The sequence below is a fragment of the Nitrosococcus oceani ATCC 19707 genome, assembly GCF_000012805.1.
Classification (GTDB): domain Bacteria; phylum Pseudomonadota; class Gammaproteobacteria; order Nitrosococcales; family Nitrosococcaceae; genus Nitrosococcus; species Nitrosococcus oceani.
Genome location: NC_007484.1, coordinates 1,475,821 through 1,495,793, shown reverse-complemented (window position 1 = coordinate 1,495,793; position 19,973 = coordinate 1,475,821). Strand labels below are relative to the sequence as shown.

The following is a 19,973-nucleotide window of genomic DNA, read 5'->3' as shown; positions in this document are numbered from 1 at the left end:
ATAATATTTGTTTTATGGAACAACCTAAGCCTTATAAGATAATAGTAGAAGTAGCGACAACTTTTATCGAAGAACAATCCGATCCTGCTGTAGCCCGTTATGTCTTTGCTTATACTATTACTATTCATAATTTGGGAACGATTGCCGTCAAGCTGCTAACCCGGCACTGGGTCATTACCGACGGGGAAGGTCAAGTTCGGGAAGTTCGGGGGCAAGGGGTCATAGGAGAGCAGCCTTCTCTCAAACCAGGGGAACAATTTTGCTATACCAGCGGAGCCATGATCGAAACACCGGTAGGCACCATGCATGGTTGTTATGGCATGGTAGGAGAAGATGGCGTAACCTTTGATGCCGAGATCGCCGCTTTCACCCTAGCGATGCCGGGCTCCTTACATTGAAGGTATGGCTATCTACGCGATTGGCGACATCCAGGGATGCTACGATGAATTCCAGCAGTTATTAAAAGAAATTCATTTTGACGAGCAGGCGGATCAGCTCTGGCTTGCCGGCGATCTGGTCAACCGGGGGCCCAAATCATTAGAGGTTATACGTTTCGTCCACGGCCTGGGAAAGCGGGCGATTACCGTACTGGGCAATCATGACCTCCATTTACTGGCGGTGGCAGCGGGTCTTCAGCCCCTCCATTCCAAGGATACCTTAGCTGCTATTCTCTCGGCGCCGGATCGGGAGGAACTCATAACCTGGTTACGCCATCTTCCCTTGTTATATCGGAATTCTAAGCTGGGAATAACGCTCATTCACGCTGGGTTACCCCCCCAATGGGATATTGCCACGGCAGAGTCCTGCGCCAGAGAATTGGAAGCGGTATTGCAGGGGCCAAACTGGCGGGATTTTCTGGCCCATATGTATGGTGATAAACCAGTGCAATGGAGAGATGATCTAAAAGGCTGGGAGCGTCTGCGGACGATTAGCAACTGTTTGACTCGGTTGCGTTATTGTGACGCTAAAGGGCGGTTTTCCCTGAAATTCAAAGAATCTCCGGGAACTCAAACGAAGGGCGGCTTGATGCCCTGGTTTAAGGTGCCTCATCGAGCAAGCCACGGAGAACGCATCGTCTTTGGCCATTGGGCTACTCTGGAGGTTGGCCCTTACGAAGGGCCTGTTTTCGCGCTGGATGGAGGTTGTGTCTGGGGAGGGCAGTTAGTAGCCTTGCGCCTAGATAAGGAGGAACCGCAATGGTTTTTTGTAGATTGCCAGGGATATAGCAAGATTACTTAATATTTAAGCGGTTATCCGGCTGTTCGGGAGCGACCTAACTAGCGCTCGGCATCAGATATTTGCTTTTTTTGAGGCTTTTTGGAATGCGAGATAGCTTTCTTGGGTCAATACTTCGCGGTTCAGTTGACGCAAATCAGCGAGATTAATCTTTGCTGCTTTGAAAAGTGCTCCGCCGATAAGCGCTTTCTTCAAGCTCAAGTCTCGGAAGCCCGCCCCCTCAATTTTGTACCCTAGAGTTGCGCCCTCCTATGCAGAAATAAACCAGTAAACTGATTCACTCAGATTTATCTCCAACGTTTTCTTTCCACTAGCTCTCCAGTACTAAGTAGACTAATAGGACTTCTTTCTTCCACGTTTCTTCTGGCTGGGTAACTATAGCGTGAGAGGCTATAGGATGATAATTAGGACTATTATTTTTACACTAAGGTCAGGCCAGAAAGTGGCCGGCGGAGCCAAGAATGAAAACGGGTTATATTGGTACCCTCTCTTGAGTCAACTTATCTCTGCTGTTCTCTGCTGTTTTTTTTAATATTAGCTTTGATTGCCCTAAAAATAACGCTAATTTTTATGGGGCAACTCGCTACATTGAGTGCCCATTATTCAATGGTTTTGCCGAAATGAGAGGAACAAGAAACATAGTCCGGTGGTGGCGAACGTTGGGTTTGTTGATTGGCATAGTTTTGCTCATAGGCTGTAGTTCTGGTTATGAGGACAGGAATTCTTTACGTTTTGGCCTGGCGACCTCACCCCTTACCCTTGATCCCCGCTATGCCACGGATGCCGCCTCAGCCCGTATTACCCGCCTCTTGTATCAACCCCTCGTTGATTTGGATGCCAGCGGCAAGCCCATCCCCAGTTTAGCCCATTGGCAACAACTGTCTCCGAGCCGCTACCGGTTTCGATTACAGCTTGATCGTCCTCGCTTTCACGATGGCAGCAAGCTTAGCGCTCAGGATGTGAAAGCGACCTATACCTCGGTACTTGATCCAGATAATGGCTCGCCTTTTTTAGCTTCCTTGGATAAAGTGCAGTCTATTGCGGTGCCCAATCCAGAAACCATTGACTTCGTTTTGAAAGAACCTGATTCCCTGTTTCCAGGGCGGCTTACCCTGGGGATAATCCCTGCTTCCCTAATAGCTGTGGGTCACCCTTTGAATCGCATTCCGGTAGGCAATGGTCCCTTTCGCTTTAAGGCGTGGCCGGAAGAGGGCCGATTGATACTCCAGCGGCGACGAGATAGACAGGGGTTTGTATTTGTTCATGTACCCGATCCCACGGTGCGGGTATTAAAATTACTCCGTGGGGAGATCCACATGCTGCAAAACGATCTTCCCCAGGAGCTGGTGGCTTACCTGGAAGATAAGGAGGAAATTTCCCTGCAACGGGGTCGGGGGAATACGTTTACGTATCTAGGATTTAATCTCGATGATCCGGTAACAGGCCAACCTCAAGTGCGTTTAGCGATCGCCCATGCTTTGGATCGTCAAAAGATCATTCGCTATGTTTTTAAAGGAGCAGCCCGGCCAGCTCAGGCCCTGCTGCCGCCCGAGCATTGGGCAGGCCACCCGGCTTTACCCCCGCACGCCTATGATCCCCAGCGGGCCAGGAAACTGCTTAAGGAAGCTGGCTTCAATGCCCATTCTCCGGCCCGCGTTAGCTATAAGACCTCTAGCGATCCTTTCCGGGTTCGCCTGGCCACCATTATTCAGCATCAACTGCAACAAGTGGGCATTCAGGTAGAGGTGCAAAGTTATGATTGGGGAACCTTTTACGGCGATATTAAGGCCGGGCGTTTCCAAATGTATAGCCTATCCTGGGTAGGCGTTAAATTGCCGGATGCCTTTCATTACATCTTTCATAGCGAGTCGGCTCCACCTCAAGGGGCGAACCGAGGCCATTTTAACGATCCTCAAAGTGATTTTTTAATTGAACGGGCGGGAAATACAGACAATCAAAACCAGCAAGCCAATCTCTACCGCCGGTTACAAGCACGCCTTCTGGAACAACTGCCTTATGTGCCTCTTTGGTACGAAGATAACGTGTTCGCAGCCCATCAAGGTATCAGTCATTATCAACTAGCACCCGATGGGAATTATGATGGCTTGGTGGAAGTGCGGTTCCATCGGTACGTGAAGTAATTTTATTGGATAAAATACCGCCGCAGATCACCAGCGGCAAAAAAAGCAGAGCGACGAAGGAGCGGTGCTTTTTTTGCCGTCCGAGTGAATTTGCCTTGTTAGGCGCTCATGCTTTTAAAAGCATCCATATGCCGATGCCAATGAACCCAACTCCAGCAATGTAATGCAGATGTTTTTCACTGATATATTGCGAAATGATGCCGCCAGCGAGAACACCCATACCTGAAGCCACAATTAATGCTAACGAGGCCCCAATAAATACAGCGAGCTTACTTACCTCTTTATCTGCTGCAAATAACATAGTGGCTAATTGAGTTTTGTCGCCAAGCTCAGCAATGAAGACTGCGACAAAAACTGTGAGGAGCACTTTGTATTCCAATGTTGTAATTCTCCATTTATTAATAGAGCCTAATAGAAAAAACCATGCGGAGCTAATCGCTCTATTTTTCCGAATCAAGGGGAACAACAAGCTCCATTCCTGCTCTGAGTAAATCAGGATTATCAAGTCTGTCCCGATTGGCCGCATACAGGAGTCGCCATTGAGCAGGATCGCCATAGAGACGCGCCGCGATCTGCGACAAGGTATCACCGTGCTGGACAACCAACCTTTTCGGCAGCCTAGACGTTAACGCACGCTTTTCCTGTGATTTTTTGGTTGCCGACGTAGGAGGAAGCCTAGTAATCATGTCGGCGTCTTTTTCGCGGGAACGTTCCTGGAGGCGCGTTACGAGAGACTCTTTTTCCCCAGACTTGGCTGTTTCGGAAACCGAAAGCGCCGGTAGCGCCTCCGCCCCTGCTTTGGCCGCTACAGCAGATTCAGGCTCTTCTATCAGGTAGCTTTTGAAACCGGCGGAAACAAGGATAAATAAGACAAAGCCACCAATGAAGGAAAAGTCCGACCAGCGCGTATCTTGCGCGATTTCATGAGCCTCGGAAACCATGTCCTCCACAGCGGCTACCGTAAGCAGTCCCGCCGTAAAAACTAATCCCGCCATTTTTAGGGTTTCATTCTGGTCACGAAGCAGGAAATAAGCCAGAGTGGCAGCGGTTAGCGCTGGCAAAGCGAAAGAAGCGGAAAGCCAAAACCGCCGTCTACGGGGGATGTTTTTATCCTTGAAATTGGCGATCGCGGCATACCCTTCCGGAACATCGGCCAGCACCTGTCCCAGCGCCAAAATAAGCGCCATACTGGGTGAAACAGCCGAACCGGCACCAATCATGAGGCCATCACTGAACAAATCCGTAGCCACCGCCCCATAGAGCATCCACATGGCCGTGCTTCCAGAGCTATTCTTTCCTTTTTTCTTCTGCAAATACTCAATCGCCGCTTCCAGGGCCATATAGGCGAAGCCGCCCAGGGCAAAGGCCAAGGCAATCATCCAGGGGGAGATACTTTTCAGCGCCTCGGGCATCAGTTCAATGGCGACGATAGCAAGGACGATACCGGCCGCGGCGTGGAGCGCCCGGTTGAGGGCGCGTTCTGAGGTTCGAAGAAATTCCGCCCACAGCCCGCCGACAAAATTCCCCAATGCGGGCAACAAGGCAAGGCCGAAAACTATTAGAAAGTCTTGCATTTTTAACAAAGATAGGAGAGTTGCCGCCCCCATCATCCCAACAAGCTTAGCTTAAACTACTTTTCCTGCCGCCGTCGCTTCGGGCACCTCTATAAGTTTACCTGTTTTGACGTCATAGACATAACCGTAAATAGGAAGATCCCCAGGGACTAAAGGATGATGGCGAATACGCTTTACATCTTCCAACACGCTTTGGGTCTGATCCTTAATGGTCAACCAATTGATGTATTTGCCTTCCGAACTTCCGGGTCCCGGCCCGTTATCATGCCAGCCACTACCATCCAGGATGGCGGACTTAAGGCTGCTAGACAATAATTTGTCCATAACTTCATTGGTAAATGTTTCCATACCGCAGTCAGTGTGATGGATCACAAACCATTCCCGGGTACCAAGAAGCTTATAAGAAATAACTAGGGAACGGATAGCATCATCGCTGGCCCGTCCCCCCGCATTACGGATGACATGGGCATCGCCTTCTGCCAAACCCGCATATTGCGCTGGATCTGAACGGGCATCCATACAGGTCAAGATAGCAAAATGGCGGCCAGGGGGCATGGGCAAGTCTGCTTTATCGCCAAAGTTGGCCGCATAGCTCTGGTTAGCCGCCAGGATTTCTTTTCGAATTTCGCTCATTTTTATTCCTCCATAGAAACCATTATACTTTTTGGCTGTAGATGTTAGAGGGTGAAAGCAGTGCCCATAGTAACAGTGTAGCACATCGTTTTTTATCGAAAAAACAAATACCGGCGGAGACAAACTTCCTTCCCGTAACTACTCATTCTCACAATAATTCGCCATGGACCCGCTTTACTCCCTGTAATGGATTATCCGGTAAAGCACGGGTAATACCAGAAGGGTCAATAGGGTCGAAGAGATGATCCCCCCGATGACCACCGTAGCCAAGGGCCGCTGCACCTCCGCCCCGGTGCTGGTGGCCAGGGCCATGGGCACAAAACCCAGGGAAGCAACCAGGGCGGTCATGAGCACCGGGCGTAAGCGAGTAAGGGCCCCCTGGCGGATGGCCTCTTCTAGGGACAAGCCCTGATCGCGCAACATGCGAATGAACGTGATCATCACTAACCCATTGAGCACCGCCACTCCGGAGAGGGCAATAAATCCCACTCCTGCGGAAATGGACAGGGGAATTTCCCGCAACCACAGGCTCAGTACGCCCCCCGTGAGGGCAAAGGGTACACCGGTAAAGACCAATAACCCATCTTTCAGATTGCCAAAGGTGCTATAGAGAAAAATAAAGATGAGCAACAGAGCAACGGGGACCACAAGGCTCAGGCGCTCAGCCGCCTCGGTCATCAGTTCAAATTGGCCGCCCCAGTCGATCCAATAGCCTGGCGGGATCTCCACCCGTGCCTGAATTTTGGCTTGTGCTTCCGCCACCACGGAGCCCATATCCCGGCCCCGGACATTGAAGGTGGTGGTCACTCGGCGCTTACTGTTCTCCCGGCTAATACGGTTAGGTCCTGGACTTATTTGCACCTCGGCGATGGTGCTCAGGGGAATATAAGCCGGAGCTGGAATCTGGGCAGCCCCAGCCCTAGCCCCAAGACTTGGCGGAATAAGGATGGGCAAGCGCCTTAAGGCATCCACATCCGTCCGGTATCGCTCCGGTAAGCGCACCACCAAATCGAAGCGGCGATCCCCTTGATAGATTTTACCTACCGCCACCCCGCCCATGGCGGCCTCGACGGTTCGTTGAATATCGGCCACATTGAGCCCGTAGCGGGCCAGCTCCGGCCGTTTTATCTCCACGGTTAGCACCGGCAACCCCGTGACTTGCTCTACCCGTACATCCGAGGCCCCCGGCACGGTTCTGAGGACAACCGCGATCTGTTCCGCCGTCTCTAACAAAACCGACCTATTATCGCCAAAGACCTTGACCGCTACATCGGCTTTAACCCCGGAAAGCAACTCATTAAAACGCAGCTCAATGGGCTGGCTAAATTCGTACTTGCCGCCGGGAAGCCGGGCGATCCGCTGGGACATGGCCTCGATGAGATCCTCCTTGGGCCGGTCCGGGTCGGGCCATTCTTCCCGAGGCTTGAGCATGATATAGATATCGCTGATGTTGGGCCCCATCACATCGGTGGCCACCTCCGCCGTCCCAATCCGGGCCGCGACCGTTTCTACTTCCGGAAACGTGTTGAACGCTTGCTCTACCTTCTCTTGCATGGCAATGGATTGCTGGAGGCCCGTGCCCGGGGTGCGCAAAACCTGGAGCGCAATATCCCCCTCATCCAGGCTAGGCACAAACTCCGTGCCCAGGCGGGTCGCCAGCAATCCACTCAAGGCCACGATGACCACGGCAGAGGTCACCATTAAGGTGCGGTGATGCAAAGCAAAGTCAAGGGTGGGCAGATAGGCCTTGCTACCCCATCTCATGAAGAAATTTTCCTTTTCCGAAACCCGCTTGCCGATGAACAAAGCCACAGCGGCGGGGACGAAGGTAATGGAAAGAATCATGGCCCCAAACAGCGCCATAATGACGGTCTGAGCCATGGGGTGGAACATTTTGCCTTCTACCCCGGAGAGGGCGAAAATGGGAATGTAAACCACCATGATAATCATCTGCCCAAACAGGATCGCTCGACGGGCTTCCTCGGAAGATTCATACACCACTTTGAGGCGTTCAGAAAGAGTTAGCGTCCGTCCCCGCCGCTGTTGCTCCTCCGCCAAATGGCGCACGCTATTCTCCACAATGACCACCGCGCCATCCACGATGATGCCAAAATCAATGGCCCCCAGGCTCATCAAGTTGGCGCTTACCCCCTCCGATACCATACCGGTGATGGCAAACAACATGGACAGAGGGATCACCATGGCGGTGATCAGCGCCGCCCGGATATTGCCCAGCAAAAAAAACAATACGGCGATCACCAGAGCCGCCCCTTCCACCAGATTGTTCCGTACCGTGACGACCGCCTTGTCCACCAAGTTCGTCCGGTCATAGAAAATCTCGGCTTCCACTCCTTCCGGCAAGGAGCGATTGGCTTCAGTGAGCTTTTCTCCCACCGCCTGAGCCACAGCGCGGCTATTTTCTCCCATGAGCATAAAAGCAGTGCCGATGACCGCTTCCTGGCCGTCTCTCGTGGCCACACCCGTGCGTAATTCCTTACCCAGCAAAACTTCCGCTAGGTCCTTAATAAGGATGGGGATGCCCTGATAGGTGCCTACCCGGATATTACGGATCTCTTCCAGCGTATAAACCCGCCCTGGAATCCGGATCAGGAATTGCTCCCCGTGGTGCTCGATATAGCCGGCCCCCTTCATTTGATTGTTCTCCGCCAGGGCCGTCATAACGTCCCGGAAGCTAAGCCCATAGGCGATAAGCTTTTCCGGACTCGGGGTCACATGATATTGTTTCTTATAGCCGCCGATGCTGTTGACTTCCGTCACCCCAGGGAGGGTAAGAAGCTGGGGACGAATCACCCAATCCAGCAGGGTGCGCAGATATGTACTGGTCACGGGACTACCATCTGGCTGGCGCGCCCCGGGTTCCGCCTCCATGGTCCAGAGAACGATTTCCCCCAGTCCCGTCGCGATAGGCCCCATGCGGGGCTCAATGCCCGAGGGAAGCTGGCCCTTGGCCTGCTGGATGCGCTCGTTGATTTGCTGGCGGGCAAAATAGATATCCGTACCTTCCTCGAAGATCACGGTCACCTGGGAGAGCCCATATTTGGAAATCGAACGGGTCTCCTGGAGCCGGGGAGCGCCCAACATGGCCAGCTCCACCGGGAAGGTGATGAGTTGCTCGGTTTCGAGGGGCGAGTAGCCGGGCGCGGCGGTATTGATCTGGACCTGGATGTTGGTGATATCAGGCACCGCGTCGATGGACAAACGCTGGAAGTTATAAATTCCCAGCAGGATCAGCCCCACCATGGCCAGCATGACCAATCCCCGGTGCTCGATAGAGGATCTTAATAACCGTTCAAACATAGCTTCCTTCCTGAATTAATGCTGATGGGTGGCAGTGGATTTACCGAGCTCGGATTTAAGCACGAAGCTGTTGCTAGCAACGTAATGCTCGCCTGCCGAGAGCCCCTGGCGCACCTCTACCCACTGGCCCGATCCCCTTCCCAGCACCACTGGCCGGGGCTCAAAAAGGTTTCCGTGCTGAACGAATACTACCGGGCGATTCTGATAAGTTTGAACCGCCTCGGCGGTCACTGCTACCGGAACCTTGATTTTCTCCTGCACGACCTCCACTGTGATGAATAATCCCGGACGCCAGCGTCCTTGGGGGTTGGGAATTTCCACATAGGCCTTGGCCGAACGGGTCTGCTGCCCCACCAGCGGTCCCATATAAAACACCTTGCCCTCTGTGGAAAGCGCCATATCCGTCGCTTTCACCGTCACTTCCTGGCCTCGCCGAACCTGATTTAAATCTTTGCTGTAGACAGTAATCTCGCCCCAAACCGTGGACAGATCGGCAATCGTATAGATTTTTGCGTTGGCAGTCACGGCCTCCCCCAAAGCCAAATGCTTTTCCACCACCTCCCCACTAAAAGGAGTTTCCAGCTCATAACGGCTAAAAAGCGCTCCGGTTTCCGAATCCATAGCCTGCAAATCAACCTTGGAAAAGTCCAAAGCGCGGAGTTTTTGTGCCGCCGCCTCCATCAGCACCTGGGCTTCAGCCAGCTCCTTTTTGGCTACCAGGTAGTCCTGTTCCGCGGACACTTTTTCCTTCCACAAGCGTTCTTCCCGCTCAAAAATTTCTTGAGCCAAATCCAAACGTTTAAGAGTCACCAAATATTGACTTTTCAGATCCGCCAGCTCCCGGCTTTTCAGCACCGCTAGAATTTCGCCTTCTTTCACCTTATCGCCGAGGAACTTGCGCACCTCGGTGACGACTCCCTCCACCCGAGGCACCACATGGGCCACTTGGCGGGGGTTGTATTGAATTTCGCCGGGGAAGGCCACGGTAGTCTTAATGGGCGCGGGACCAGCCACCTTAATCCCAATCCCCGCCTCTGCAATAGCGCCCGGTTGTAATTCGATTCCCCCTTCCACCTGCCAGTATTTCCACTGGTAGGTTTTGCCTTGATACTCGGCTGCCACTCGAACCCTAAATATATGGGGTTCAGCAATGGGCTGGGTACTACGTAGAGATTCTCCGTCAGCCTGAAAACCTATAAACTCTGGGGCCTCTCCCGGCCGCTGGAGTTGGAAAGCAAGTTGCGTGGACTTTGGATTAATCAGCTGTTCCTGTTCATAGGCAAAAACCCGAAAATGGGGGGAACTTTCCTGCCCCTCTTCAAGCCCAACTTCAAGCTCGAATCCATTTTGGATCAAGTGCCGCCGGTGGCGTTCCTCAGCCTTTCCGTCTTCTTCATGGCCGGCATGGGCTTCCCCTTCAGCAGGCCCATTAGGTGACTCTTCTTCCTGATGGAGGATAAGCCAGGCCAGAACAAGCCCTACCAAAATCACGCTAACCCCAGCGAATACACTTTTACTTTTCATTGTCCAAGTTTTAATCCAAAGTTGAGCAGCAGAAAAATCCTTATTGCCTGGGGAAGAGCACTCCAGCGAGAGAATCCTGTTCTGCAAGCAGGTTCTCCAGGCAAGCAGTACGGCACCGTTATCCCCCCTTAAGGGAAACACGGCGCGGGAGCACAGCAATTAAGGATTTAATTCAGAAGGACAACGCTACGAAGGGCAACCAGCCTAGAGTCAACAATAGAAGGATCGGGAAGAAAAGCTGGTTTAGTTATCGTGTGAGGGAAGAGAATAACGGCGATAATTAGCACCACCGCCGCCAGACCTTCATCGAGGGAAGGCTGTTGAAATCCGCTCAAGGGCTTGTGGGCGCCATGGTCTTCGCTCACCACGGGAATATCCAGGCACGGACTTTCCCCTGTTGTTAGCCCCTCAGTATAAACATCCCCTTTAGCAAGAGAAATACCATTCGAGGTAGGCGGAACAAAATGGTTATGATCGGCAGGCTCCACCGCCACATGGCTGTCTACCCCAAAGCAAAGCACCCAAGCAGAGGCTTCAGTGTGACTTAAGCCGAAATGCCCCAGCACCGCGACGATAAGCCACAGGCTAAGCCATCCTTTTGAGCGGTGGAAACGATACATTGATTTTGCTTAAGGTATTACCCATATTCCCGAGGGGATCGGTTCCAGTATAGTCAAGTCAGAGAACAACCGTCAACAGCCTTCTACTAGCGTTATATGGAGAAGATTTCTCTATAATTATATTAAAGAGGAATTTAATTCCTATACTAGGTTAGAGGCTAATTTATATTTTGAAAAGCATCTAAACAGGAGGGAAAATGAATAAAATGCTACTTACTATTCTTTTATCTATAGGCATTAACACCCATCTAAATGCTGCGGATATAACTCAGCTATTGAATGTAGACATTCCACCGTTACCTGATAACCAGGAAATTGCAATGCTAACCGTTGAACTTCAACCAGGTGAATCTAACTCGCCCCACAAGCATAACGCACATACATTTGTTTATGCGCTGGAGGGCAGTATCATGATGTAGGTAAAAGGCAAAAAAGAAAAAGTGCTAAATCCCGGGGATACATTTTATGAAACCCCTGATGAGATACATACGGTGATGAAAAATATGAGTAATATCAAAGAAGGCAAACTTCTTGTGTTTTTTATTAAAATAAAAGGAGATCCTATTTCAGTTCCTCATCAACGCTAACTCATTAAGGCTATCTGGAAGCTTTGTGCTAACCATTTCTCATTAAACAGATAGGAGAGAAAAATGACTGAAATAACGAGCAAGACATTTACCAAGGAACGGGCTCCCGAAATAGAGAGAGTATTCGGAGATCTAGGTAAACACTGGGGCTGGTTATTAGCCTTGGGCATGTTGTTCATAGTATTGGGAACGATTGCGCTTGGAATGAGTGTGACCCTTACGGTTGTCACCGTGCTGTTCTTCGGCGTTCTGCTATCGATAGGCGGGATTTTCCAAATTGTTGAGGCATTCAAATGTAAGGGGTGGAGAAGTGTCTTGCTGCATATTTTGATTGCGCTGCTCTATATAACGGCTGGTGTCATGTTAATAACTGAACCGATTGCCGGTTCGCTAGCGTTAACGGCCCTTCTGGGTGGTGCTTTCGTTGCGACGGGAGTTTTACGGATTGTAATGGGCTTCCATCTAAAGGGCACCGGTGTTCGCTGGGGTTGGGTTGTGTTTGCCGGGGTGGTATCGCTAGTTCTGGGCGGGATGATCCTTTTTCAATGGCCCGTTTCGGCGTTGTGGGTAATAGGTCTTCTGGTGGCAATTGAAATGCTCTTTCACGGCTGGTCGTATGTGATGATTGCGTTGGCTGCGAAATCAATCAGGTAAGGATGCTACGAAAAGCAGCCATGAAGTAGGGCTAGATCGCAAAATACAGACCCAAAAGGCGCCGCTAATATACTTAGCTAATACCATTTTTCTAAATATTTAAAGGCGGAGAGGATGAAGGGGTAAGCGATTAAAGAACGAATTATTCGTGGAGTAAGCTCATGGAGGATGTCAGTGACGCTCTGTTGAAGGGAGTCCAGGGTGCTAAAGAGCACCCAACTGAGCTGCTCTTTCATATGCTGCCAAAGGCGTTCGATCGGATTGAGCTCAGGACTATAGTGATGAGAGCATTCCAAAAAGAAACGTTCCCCACTCAGAGGCTCCACCGCGCCATAGAGATAAAAGGCTTTAAATTGCCATTGCAGCTTGGCACCGGGCAGGATCATGAGCCGCCGCGGGAGCGTTTTGAGCCCAAAGCGTCTTTCATCATAGCACCCGCTAAAGCGGGCTCTTCAGTGCCGTAGAGGAGCTGCGCAATGGCTAGACGCCGCGGGCACGGTGAGATTGGTTCTCCCCTCCGAGGATAATCCAGCGTTAACGCTCCCTATCAACCAGCTGTGCCGGGAGCTTCTGCTGAACGACCTTAATTTGCTGCCGCGTTCTACGTTAGCGGAGGTATCCCGGTTTGCCGTGTCTAAAAATTTTAGACGGCGCCTTGGTGAAGCCAGCTCTCCAAGCGGTATTAGCGCCGAGTGGCATGAAGCGCAAGCAAGGGAACAGGGAAGAAAGATACCCCATCTATGCTTGGGGCTGATCCAAGCCTTAGTGGGTAATAGTTACAAATATGGCGTTACTCATTGGAGCGCGGTAATGGAGCCAGCGCTGTTGCGTATGCTAAAGCGGGTAGGTATCCATTTTATAAATACGGTGTTCGGGAGCGTAGCCAGGAGATCTGGGAGCAGGTGCTCGGCGTACTTGTGGAAGGTAATCAGCCGTGGGCGAAGAACGCGCCGGTGCTTGCCCTGGGCCTAGTCGAGCACAAATTTGAGCATAACGGCGAGCAGAACAAGGCGGCGGTCCACGACCTAGGCGCCGCATCGGCCTGCCTCACCTTCGAGGCCACTGCGCGCGGTTTAAGCGTCCATCAGATGATCGGCATCGAACCTGACAAGGCGCGGCGGGTATTCGGCCTCTTCGGTTCGCTGGAGCCTTTTACCGGGCTGGCAACCGGCTACGTCGGCGAATCCTCCCTGGTGCCGGAGAAATACGCTCAACGGGGCTCCCGTGAGCGACAGCGCAAGGCGCTGGATGAGATTATCATCCATAGCGGATTTTGAGCAGCACTTTCTTACGTAGAAATGTGGGGCTGAATGCGTGATTTTCCGTTTTGCGGAGCAGTTGTTTACTTTTATAGTATTTTGTATTAAGAATAGGACGATATAAGATCGCCGATTGTTGTTCCATCCGGCATACTTTGTCTTCTTTTTTTCATGGCGCCAAAGGTTTGTTCTATGGGGTTGAGGTCTGGCGAGTAGGGTGGCAGCGGGATCAAATAATGATAATCTTTTGCCAGTATTTTCTGGATACGTTCATGGTTATGAAAGGAGGCATTGTCCATGACCACGATGGTGGGTTCATGAAGCTCTTTCATCAGAAAATGTTCAATCCATGTTTCAACGATTTTGGCATTGCATGAGCCTTTAAAAAGCATGGGGGCAAGCCACTGCCTCTTGCCTCCTTTCGCTGCATGCCTTTGCGCCATCATCAAATGAGTGCGCTGTTCTCGCTTGCCGGTCACAAGGCCAAGGATTTTCTGCCCCTTCTTAACCCATCCGGCATCGCGATAACAATGGGCGTCAAAACCGGTTTCATCCATGTAGATAAGGTTTTTAAAGCCAAATCGCCGATGCTCGCTTTCCAGCTTCTCAAGGAAAGCGAGCCTTTTCATATCGCATCGCTCTTTATACCCGCGCTCTTTTTTTTACGATCCGCAATCTCTTCAACGCACGGCTAATCGAACTGGCGTGAACACCAAATATCTCCGCACGCTCATGCACAAACATGTCCGGGTAATCTTCAACATGCTCCTTCAGCTTGCCCTTGTCGATCTTCCGGCTGCGAGGACCATGTTTTTTGGGCGCTAAATCATCAAGACCAAGCCATCTATATAATGTATTGCGGGAAACATTGAATAAGCGTGCGGCTTCGGTTTTGCTACCACCGTTTTTAACAAACGATATAATAGCATTCCTCATATCTAATGAATAAGTCATACCGCATTATAATATGTAACTTTATTAATGCAAATTACTATAGCATGGTAAGCCTTAAGAAAATAGGTTGCCCACTGCAAGGATTTATAACGTGAAGGGTTCACTCTCCCTTAGCGGTAATATTTTATCCATTCTCGTAATTCTGCCTCTGGAATAGGTTGACTGTAAAAAAAACCCTGGGCGGTGGTTACCCCAAGCGAGCGAAGAAATTCTACCTGTGCTTTAGTTTCGATACCCTCAGCGACGGTCTCCAATTTAAATTTTTTGGCTAGCCATACAATGGTTTCCACAATTGCAGCACTGGTTGGATTATTAATGGCGTTTTCAATAAATTCTTTATCTATCTTTAACGTGGTAATGGGCAGTTTATGAAGATAATTCAAGGATGAGTAACCCTTGCCAAAATCATCCACGGCGACACTAATACCTTCAGAGCGAAGTAAATTGAGTTTTTCAAGATTTGCAGGACTACTTTTAAAAAACGTTGTTTCGGTCAATTCTAACTCCAAAGAGGGAGGCGGTAGTTGATATTGATCGAGCGCCCTTTTGATAAATTCCACGAAATCCGGAGCATCAATATCTTCCACCGTTACATTCACTGAAACGCGTTGTAAGCCTATATTGTCGTCACGCCATGCATTCATTGTGGCGCAGGCTTTTTCCAGCACCCATCGGTCAATTCTTAGAATTTGTCCGGTTGAGGCGGCGACCGGTAAGAATTCACCCGGTGGCGCCAATTCTCCGTTGGGAAGGCGCCACCGCACCAGTGCTTCTACCCCAACGGGCTTTTCGGTTTCAAAACTTACCTGGGGTTGGAACCATAGTTCAAATTCCTCTTTTTCCAGGGCTTCGTATAGCTTTGATTCAGTGCGAATAAATCGTAGCGCCTCGTGTTGAATCCGACGCGAATAAAAAACCGGGGCAGGTCCTTTATCCTCCGAGAGGGCCGCCATGGCGCATTCGAGCGTTCCATTCGCATCAGAGCTGTCATCGGGATAGATTCCAACGCCAATGCGTGGGGCTAAACGGATATGCTCCCCCCTTACAGGAATAGGCTCGTCTGCTAGAAGCTGAATGCGCCTGCAAATCTCGAGAACCCGGCTTAACGTCTCACCGGGTCTGTGAATTAGTCCCCACTCTTCTGTAGTAAGCCGGGCCAGCAATACTTCATCCCGCAGTACCGCGTTAAGACGTGTTGAGCAGTTAGCCACAACGCGCTCCAAGCCGTAATGACCTAGGGATCTCATGGTGCGCGCCAGCGGAATATGGACCACAGTGACATAGACTTGCTTGTTTAAAATTGAGGCATCGCGCACCGAATCTATCAGGTGTTCCATGAACAGAGTTTGATTGGGTAGACCGGTCAGGCGATCATGATTGACCAGATATGCAAGGTGTGAGCGCTGAGTCAGTGCTAGCTGACGGGTTCTAAGGAGCATGGATACGCGCTCTGTAAACTCTCGCCGTTCTATGGGAGAGAGAATAAACTCATCAATAAGATCCCAAAAAGTCTTAAAACGGCGTTTTAATTCGCTGCGGGAAAGGATTAATACGACCGGAAGGAATACGGGTTCTTCGCGTTGCTTGGCGTCTAGCAATTGCTTTTGCCATTGCCGCAAACCTTCCATATCTACAATAGCGAGGTCAAATGATTCTGGCTTTAGCGAAGGATCGTTGGGTTCTACAAGCTGACAATAGGGACGTAAATGATTAGCCAGGAGGGCTCTGTTGCCGCTGCTGTTCACTAGCAACATTACCCGATTTTTCCCATACTGATCGTTTTTATCTGGTGCTTTCCCGCTTTCCATCTGGGACGGGTGTGAACCGCGCCACTCTATCCAGGTGACTTTACTTTGTTCTTTCATTACCGCGAATCCCTGGTAATCGCTCACTAAGTAGTAGCCAACATAAACTGACGGCTAGCATGCACCTGCATGGACCATCCTCCTAATAAGTTTTAATAGTAAGGGTTTGATGATGGGTTTTTCCAGAATACTAGCGGCGCCATGGTATAAAGCTTGATTGCTTAGGCTCAGTTCCCCTTTAGCAGATAGCACAATGAAAGGTATTTCCTTCTGTTGTAACAGCTCGCACATAGACTTTATGGATTCCCCGAATCCGGAGACATCAACCAGAGCCAAATCAGGGCATAAAGGTTTCTCAAGTAGCCCTTCAAGCGCTTCTTTACTACTTACTTCCACACAAGTGAGCTTATGCGCTTCCAAGGCTTGGCGGAGTACCCGAATATTACCCCGCTTACGTATCACTAGGAGAATTTCAGGCACTAGCACTTCTTTCGTTTATGGGTGGACAGCCTGTTGACCGTCAAGCACACCCTGCCAGCCTTGTTTGCCCACGGGATCGCCAATCAACAAAGCGGTGGGGCCAATCTCATAACTATACATCCGCGTATCAAACGCGCTTAGTCTTTTTTTCAACACGCCTAATGATTTTTTAAGTGCGCCTTCAATTTCCATAAAACGCAAAAATATCACGTTATCTGAGAGGTAGCTGATGCCTTTCCCGGAAATTTTAAACTGTCCCGTCAGTGCTTCGATCTCATTAACTAGCAATACCGATGCCCCCCGCCGCGATAAACTTTTAGCCAAGGCATGAAGTGCCCTTTTAGCTTCCTCGTCTCCACCGAGGGTGAGCTCAAATCCGGCGATACTGTCCAATACGATGAGCTCCACGCCTTCTTCTTCCACCTCTTGGCTAACTAACGTTGCGAATTCATCCGTGAGATAGCGCAAAGGCTCAACCTGCTCCAATTTTATTTGTCCCTCTCTCAGGGGGTTCTTTAGATCAATACTTAAGGAAGAAGCGCGATGAAGGAGGGCATCTATTTCCTCCTCAAAGAGATAGATTGCCGCTTTCCGTCCTTGGGCCGCGGCCTGGGCCACGAAAAGTGAGGCGAGGGTAGATTTACCAGTGCCGGAGGGGCCAGTAATGAGCGAAATTGTTCCAGCTTCGAGGCCGCCACCCAGAATCTTATCCAACTTTTCAATCCCGGTACTCCAACGCCAACGCTCGTCCTCGCCAAGATTTGCTTTGGGGGGTAAGGGACGGGGGAAGATTTCCAAACCCCGATTGCCCACCCGCATCTGATGCGGGCCCCGTAAAAAGTTGGAGCCGCGAAACTTAGATACTTGTAAAAAAGAACCATTAGGCGCGGTATCCAAGGTGATGACCCCATCAGCAATAAATTGAAGATCCTCATCGGGGAGCTCCGCACTAAGCTCCGAGGTAAATAAGATGGTGGCGCCTCGCTCTCGGAAATAGCGTAAAAAGGATAAGACTTGTTTACGGTACTGATAAACATCTGCCGAAAGAAAACGTAGCTGGGTCATGGAATCAACAAAAACATGGGTAGGAATAGCTCGTTCTACCGTTTCCATGACGGATTTTGCAAGGGGTTCTTGCTCTACGTCAGCGGCAGCGAAAACATCATAGCTTTGTTGTTCGGTAAAAAAATGCTCCTCAGGGGTCAAACTCAGGAAACGAAAATTGGATATGTCAATACCTACCGATTCGGCATTGACTCGGAGTTGTTCTTCTGGTTCTTGAAAGCCAATAAAGAGCGGGGAGCTCTGGCCATCCGCAGCAGCAAGAAAGTGCAGACCCAGGGTTGTTTTTCCTTGGCCTGGCCCCCCGCGCACCAAGTAAGCCGACTGTTTAATAAGACCTCCGGAGAGGATATGGTCCAACGCCTCAAGCCCAGTGGATACGCGTTCAGAGGTTCCACTCATTATTTCCTCCTGATTACATTGCAATTTTAAATAATCCTATTCTGCTCTCAAACGGAATCTAATTAGCACCCGCTGAAAGAAACGCTTTGCGTTCGCCTCTCCGTGCCTTCTACCGCTTTATGCTTTTGCCCCCTACCGAGTCCGTAGGTGAGTAGAAGGGAAATGACATTCGGTTGTGGAGTTTATTTGCTTAGCCAGTAAATAACAGTAAGTAAAATGCTGCTTCTCCCTTTCGCGAATCGGCCCTGATGTTTGGTAGGCGTGGTAATAATCTCTCCAAACATTATGAAGACCGTACAGAAATAGTTTTCATTTGTCATCTTCTCCGTGGATAAAGAGGGATATTATGCAGATACCTATCAATAACCCCATCCAGAGGATGATAATCGACCAATACCAAGCAATCATATCGTTCTCTTTAGATAACAGGAAAACGAGGAGCAGCTATAAGCCACGTTTTTTACTTACTTTGGTCCTTTAAAGGATATAACATACAAATAAAATACCATTTTATGGAATGGGGCTCATGCTGGGAAGAATAATGGCTAAACATCTAGCGTAAAAACCGCATTGATTTGACGCTGCTTAATCATTTCTCTGCGCTGATAAGCAACCGTACGTGGGGAAGAAGCGCAAGTCGCTAGGATAAAAGATTAGGAGAAATGATTCTTTAAATCTTTGGGCAGAAGTAGTTGTCGGATTTACGACGCTTTATCGTCAATCTATTGACGATAAAGCGTCGTGAAATTGGCGATCTTGGCGGGTATCCATGGGAAGTATTCTTTGCCGCCATCTCTAAACCGATATGAAAATTGGCACTATGTATGCCTCACTTGATCTTAGGCTTCATTTAAAGTTTATTAAACCCTATGAAATTAGGTGCCAATACCATAAGGGATAAGGTTTCCAGGAGAAAAAAATGACTGAATCACTCGCCGAGATTTACAAAAAATACTTTGAAATTTATCCGCAAGTCGATGAAGCGCCAGAGCAACTCGCCGAAGTCTATCGGCTCCGTTTTCAAGTATATTGCGTGGAAAATCCATTTGAAGACTCATCTCATCACCCTGATGGGTTAGAAAAGGACCCATTTGATGACTGTTCCATCCACAGTTTGTTAGTACACCGGCAGACAAGCCTTACTGCGGGCACGGTGAGATTGGTTCTCCCCTCCGAGGATAATCCAGCGTTAGCGCTCCCTATCAACCAGCTGTGCCGGGAACCTCTGCTGAACGACCTTAATTTACTGCCGCGTTCTACGTTAGCGGAGGTATCCCGGTTTGCCGTGTCTAAAAATTTTAGACGGCGCCTTGGTGAAGCCAGCTCTCCAAGTGGAGTTAGCACCGAGTGGCATGAAGCGCAAGCAAGGGAACAGGGAAGAAAGATACCCCATCTATGCTTGGGGCTGATCCAAGCCTTAGTGGGTAATAGTTACAAATATGGCGTTACCCATTGGAGCGCGGTAATGGAGCCAGCGCTGTTGCGTATGCTGAAGCGAGTAGGTATCCATTTTATAAATTCAGGGCCTCTTATTGAGTACCATGGCTGGCGCCAACCCTGCTACGCGGAACTCGCCCCGATGTTATCCCAGGTTAAACTGGAACGTCCCGATGTGTGGGAATTGATAACGGATGATGGGCGCTATGGCCAATAGGCTTCACTGTTGCAAAACCATTACAGCCGCAATTATCCCTTTAAACCTTTATGAAGCAAAACTATATGAC

General features: G+C 50.0%; 21 protein-coding genes. 8 read left to right on the top strand and 13 right to left on the bottom strand.

Features of this window, described 5'->3' with window-relative positions:
* The first annotated feature begins 14 nt into the window (after window positions 1–14).
* Both apaG and NOC_RS07305 read left to right on the top strand, forming a co-directional pair.
* Window positions 15–398, top strand: a complete 384-nt coding sequence (gene apaG / locus NOC_RS07310; RefSeq protein WP_147094482.1) for a Co2+/Mg2+ efflux protein ApaG — start codon at window positions 15–17, stop codon at window positions 396–398.
* A gap of 4 nt (window positions 399–402) precedes the next feature.
* Window positions 403–1,239 carry a symmetrical bis(5'-nucleosyl)-tetraphosphatase gene (locus NOC_RS07305; protein WP_002811020.1) on the top strand — a complete coding sequence of 279 codons (837 nt, stop codon included), beginning with the start codon at window positions 403–405 and terminating at the stop codon, window positions 1,237–1,239.
* A gap of 51 nt (window positions 1,240–1,290) precedes the next feature.
* On the opposite strand, the gene NOC_RS17350 is transcribed toward NOC_RS07305, so the two are convergent.
* Window positions 1,291–1,431 (bottom strand): hypothetical protein, encoded by a 141-nt coding sequence (locus NOC_RS17350; protein ID WP_002809503.1) that lies wholly within the window; start codon window positions 1,429–1,431, stop codon window positions 1,291–1,293.
* A 425-nt stretch (window positions 1,432–1,856) separates the two neighbouring features.
* Between NOC_RS17350 and NOC_RS07300 the strand changes: the two genes are divergently transcribed.
* The gene (locus NOC_RS07300; protein WP_002810014.1) at window positions 1,857–3,377 is read left to right on the top strand and encodes an ABC transporter substrate-binding protein; all 1,521 of its coding nucleotides are present in this window, start codon (window positions 1,857–1,859) and stop codon (window positions 3,375–3,377) included.
* Window positions 3,378–3,483: 106 nt separating this feature from the next.
* Here NOC_RS07300 and NOC_RS07295 read toward each other — a convergent pair whose 3' ends face one another.
* The 6 genes from NOC_RS07295 to NOC_RS07270 form a co-directional block, all read right to left on the bottom strand.
* On the bottom strand, window positions 3,484–3,756 hold the full coding sequence (locus NOC_RS07295) for a TMEM165/GDT1 family protein (RefSeq protein ID WP_002809142.1): 273 nt from the start codon (window positions 3,754–3,756) through the stop codon (window positions 3,484–3,486).
* Window positions 3,757–3,817: 61 nt separating this feature from the next.
* Window positions 3,818–4,987 (bottom strand): LysM peptidoglycan-binding domain-containing protein, encoded by a 1,170-nt coding sequence (locus NOC_RS07290; protein WP_002808802.1) that lies wholly within the window; start codon window positions 4,985–4,987, stop codon window positions 3,818–3,820.
* 15 nt (window positions 4,988–5,002) lie between these two features.
* Entirely contained in the window at window positions 5,003–5,584 is a 582-nt protein-coding gene (locus tag NOC_RS07285) for a beta-class carbonic anhydrase (protein ID WP_011330631.1), read from the bottom strand.
* 174 nt (window positions 5,585–5,758) lie between these two features.
* Window positions 5,759–8,902, bottom strand: a complete 3,144-nt coding sequence (locus NOC_RS07280) for an efflux RND transporter permease subunit (RefSeq protein ID WP_011330630.1) — start codon at window positions 8,900–8,902, stop codon at window positions 5,759–5,761.
* Between the two features lie 15 nt (window positions 8,903–8,917).
* Window positions 8,918–10,426 carry an efflux RND transporter periplasmic adaptor subunit gene (locus NOC_RS07275; RefSeq protein ID WP_011330629.1) on the bottom strand — a complete coding sequence of 503 codons (1,509 nt, stop codon included), beginning with the start codon at window positions 10,424–10,426 and terminating at the stop codon, window positions 8,918–8,920.
* A gap of 167 nt (window positions 10,427–10,593) precedes the next feature.
* Window positions 10,594–11,046, bottom strand: coding sequence for a hypothetical protein (locus NOC_RS07270; protein ID WP_002810423.1), 453 nt, complete (start codon window positions 11,044–11,046; stop codon window positions 10,594–10,596).
* A gap of 197 nt (window positions 11,047–11,243) precedes the next feature.
* On the opposite strand from NOC_RS07270, the gene NOC_RS16420 reads away from it, so the two are divergent.
* Window positions 11,244–11,465 (top strand): hypothetical protein, encoded by a 222-nt coding sequence (locus NOC_RS16420; RefSeq protein ID WP_002811131.1) that lies wholly within the window; start codon window positions 11,244–11,246, stop codon window positions 11,463–11,465.
* 231 nt (window positions 11,466–11,696) lie between these two features.
* A complete protein-coding gene (locus NOC_RS07260) occupies window positions 11,697–12,287 on the top strand; it encodes an HdeD family acid-resistance protein (RefSeq protein ID WP_002810302.1) in 591 nt (196 codons plus the stop codon).
* Between the two features lie 77 nt (window positions 12,288–12,364).
* On the opposite strand, the gene NOC_RS16805 is transcribed toward NOC_RS07260, so the two are convergent.
* The gene (locus NOC_RS16805) at window positions 12,365–12,673 is read right to left on the bottom strand and encodes a transposase (RefSeq protein WP_002811695.1); all 309 of its coding nucleotides are present in this window, start codon (window positions 12,671–12,673) and stop codon (window positions 12,365–12,367) included.
* A gap of 112 nt (window positions 12,674–12,785) precedes the next feature.
* Between NOC_RS16805 and NOC_RS17345 the strand changes: the two genes are divergently transcribed.
* Together NOC_RS17345 and NOC_RS07250 are read left to right on the top strand one after the other, a co-directional pair.
* Entirely contained in the window at window positions 12,786–13,259 is a 474-nt protein-coding gene (locus NOC_RS17345) for a PEP-CTERM/exosortase system-associated acyltransferase (protein WP_011330628.1), read from the top strand.
* The gene (locus NOC_RS07250) at window positions 13,190–13,564 is read left to right on the top strand and encodes a hypothetical protein (protein ID WP_244860155.1); all 375 of its coding nucleotides are present in this window, start codon (window positions 13,190–13,192) and stop codon (window positions 13,562–13,564) included. The genes NOC_RS17345 and NOC_RS07250 overlap by 70 nt, the downstream gene beginning before the upstream one ends.
* Before the next feature lie 86 nt (window positions 13,565–13,650).
* Here NOC_RS07250 and NOC_RS07245 read toward each other — a convergent pair whose 3' ends face one another.
* The 5 genes from NOC_RS07245 to NOC_RS07225 form a co-directional block, all read right to left on the bottom strand.
* Complete coding sequence (locus tag NOC_RS07245; RefSeq protein ID WP_002809806.1) at window positions 13,651–14,175, bottom strand: IS630 family transposase; 525 nt, start codon at window positions 14,173–14,175, stop codon at window positions 13,651–13,653.
* Between the two features lie 13 nt (window positions 14,176–14,188).
* Window positions 14,189–14,500 (bottom strand): IS630 transposase-related protein, encoded by a 312-nt coding sequence (locus tag NOC_RS07240; RefSeq protein ID WP_011330627.1) that lies wholly within the window; start codon window positions 14,498–14,500, stop codon window positions 14,189–14,191.
* 110 nt (window positions 14,501–14,610) lie between these two features.
* Window positions 14,611–16,365, bottom strand: a complete 1,755-nt coding sequence (locus NOC_RS07235; protein ID WP_011330626.1) for a putative bifunctional diguanylate cyclase/phosphodiesterase — start codon at window positions 16,363–16,365, stop codon at window positions 14,611–14,613.
* Between the two features lie 54 nt (window positions 16,366–16,419).
* Window positions 16,420–16,785, bottom strand: coding sequence for a response regulator (locus NOC_RS07230; protein WP_244860104.1), 366 nt, complete (start codon window positions 16,783–16,785; stop codon window positions 16,420–16,422).
* 15 nt (window positions 16,786–16,800) lie between these two features.
* On the bottom strand, window positions 16,801–18,249 hold the full coding sequence (locus tag NOC_RS07225) for an ATPase domain-containing protein (RefSeq protein WP_011330625.1): 1,449 nt from the start codon (window positions 18,247–18,249) through the stop codon (window positions 16,801–16,803).
* 919 nt (window positions 18,250–19,168) lie between these two features.
* Between NOC_RS07225 and NOC_RS07220 the strand changes: the two genes are divergently transcribed.
* The gene (locus NOC_RS07220) at window positions 19,169–19,903 is read left to right on the top strand and encodes a PEP-CTERM/exosortase system-associated acyltransferase (RefSeq protein WP_002808742.1); all 735 of its coding nucleotides are present in this window, start codon (window positions 19,169–19,171) and stop codon (window positions 19,901–19,903) included.
* The last annotated feature ends 70 nt before the right edge of the window (window positions 19,904–19,973 follow it).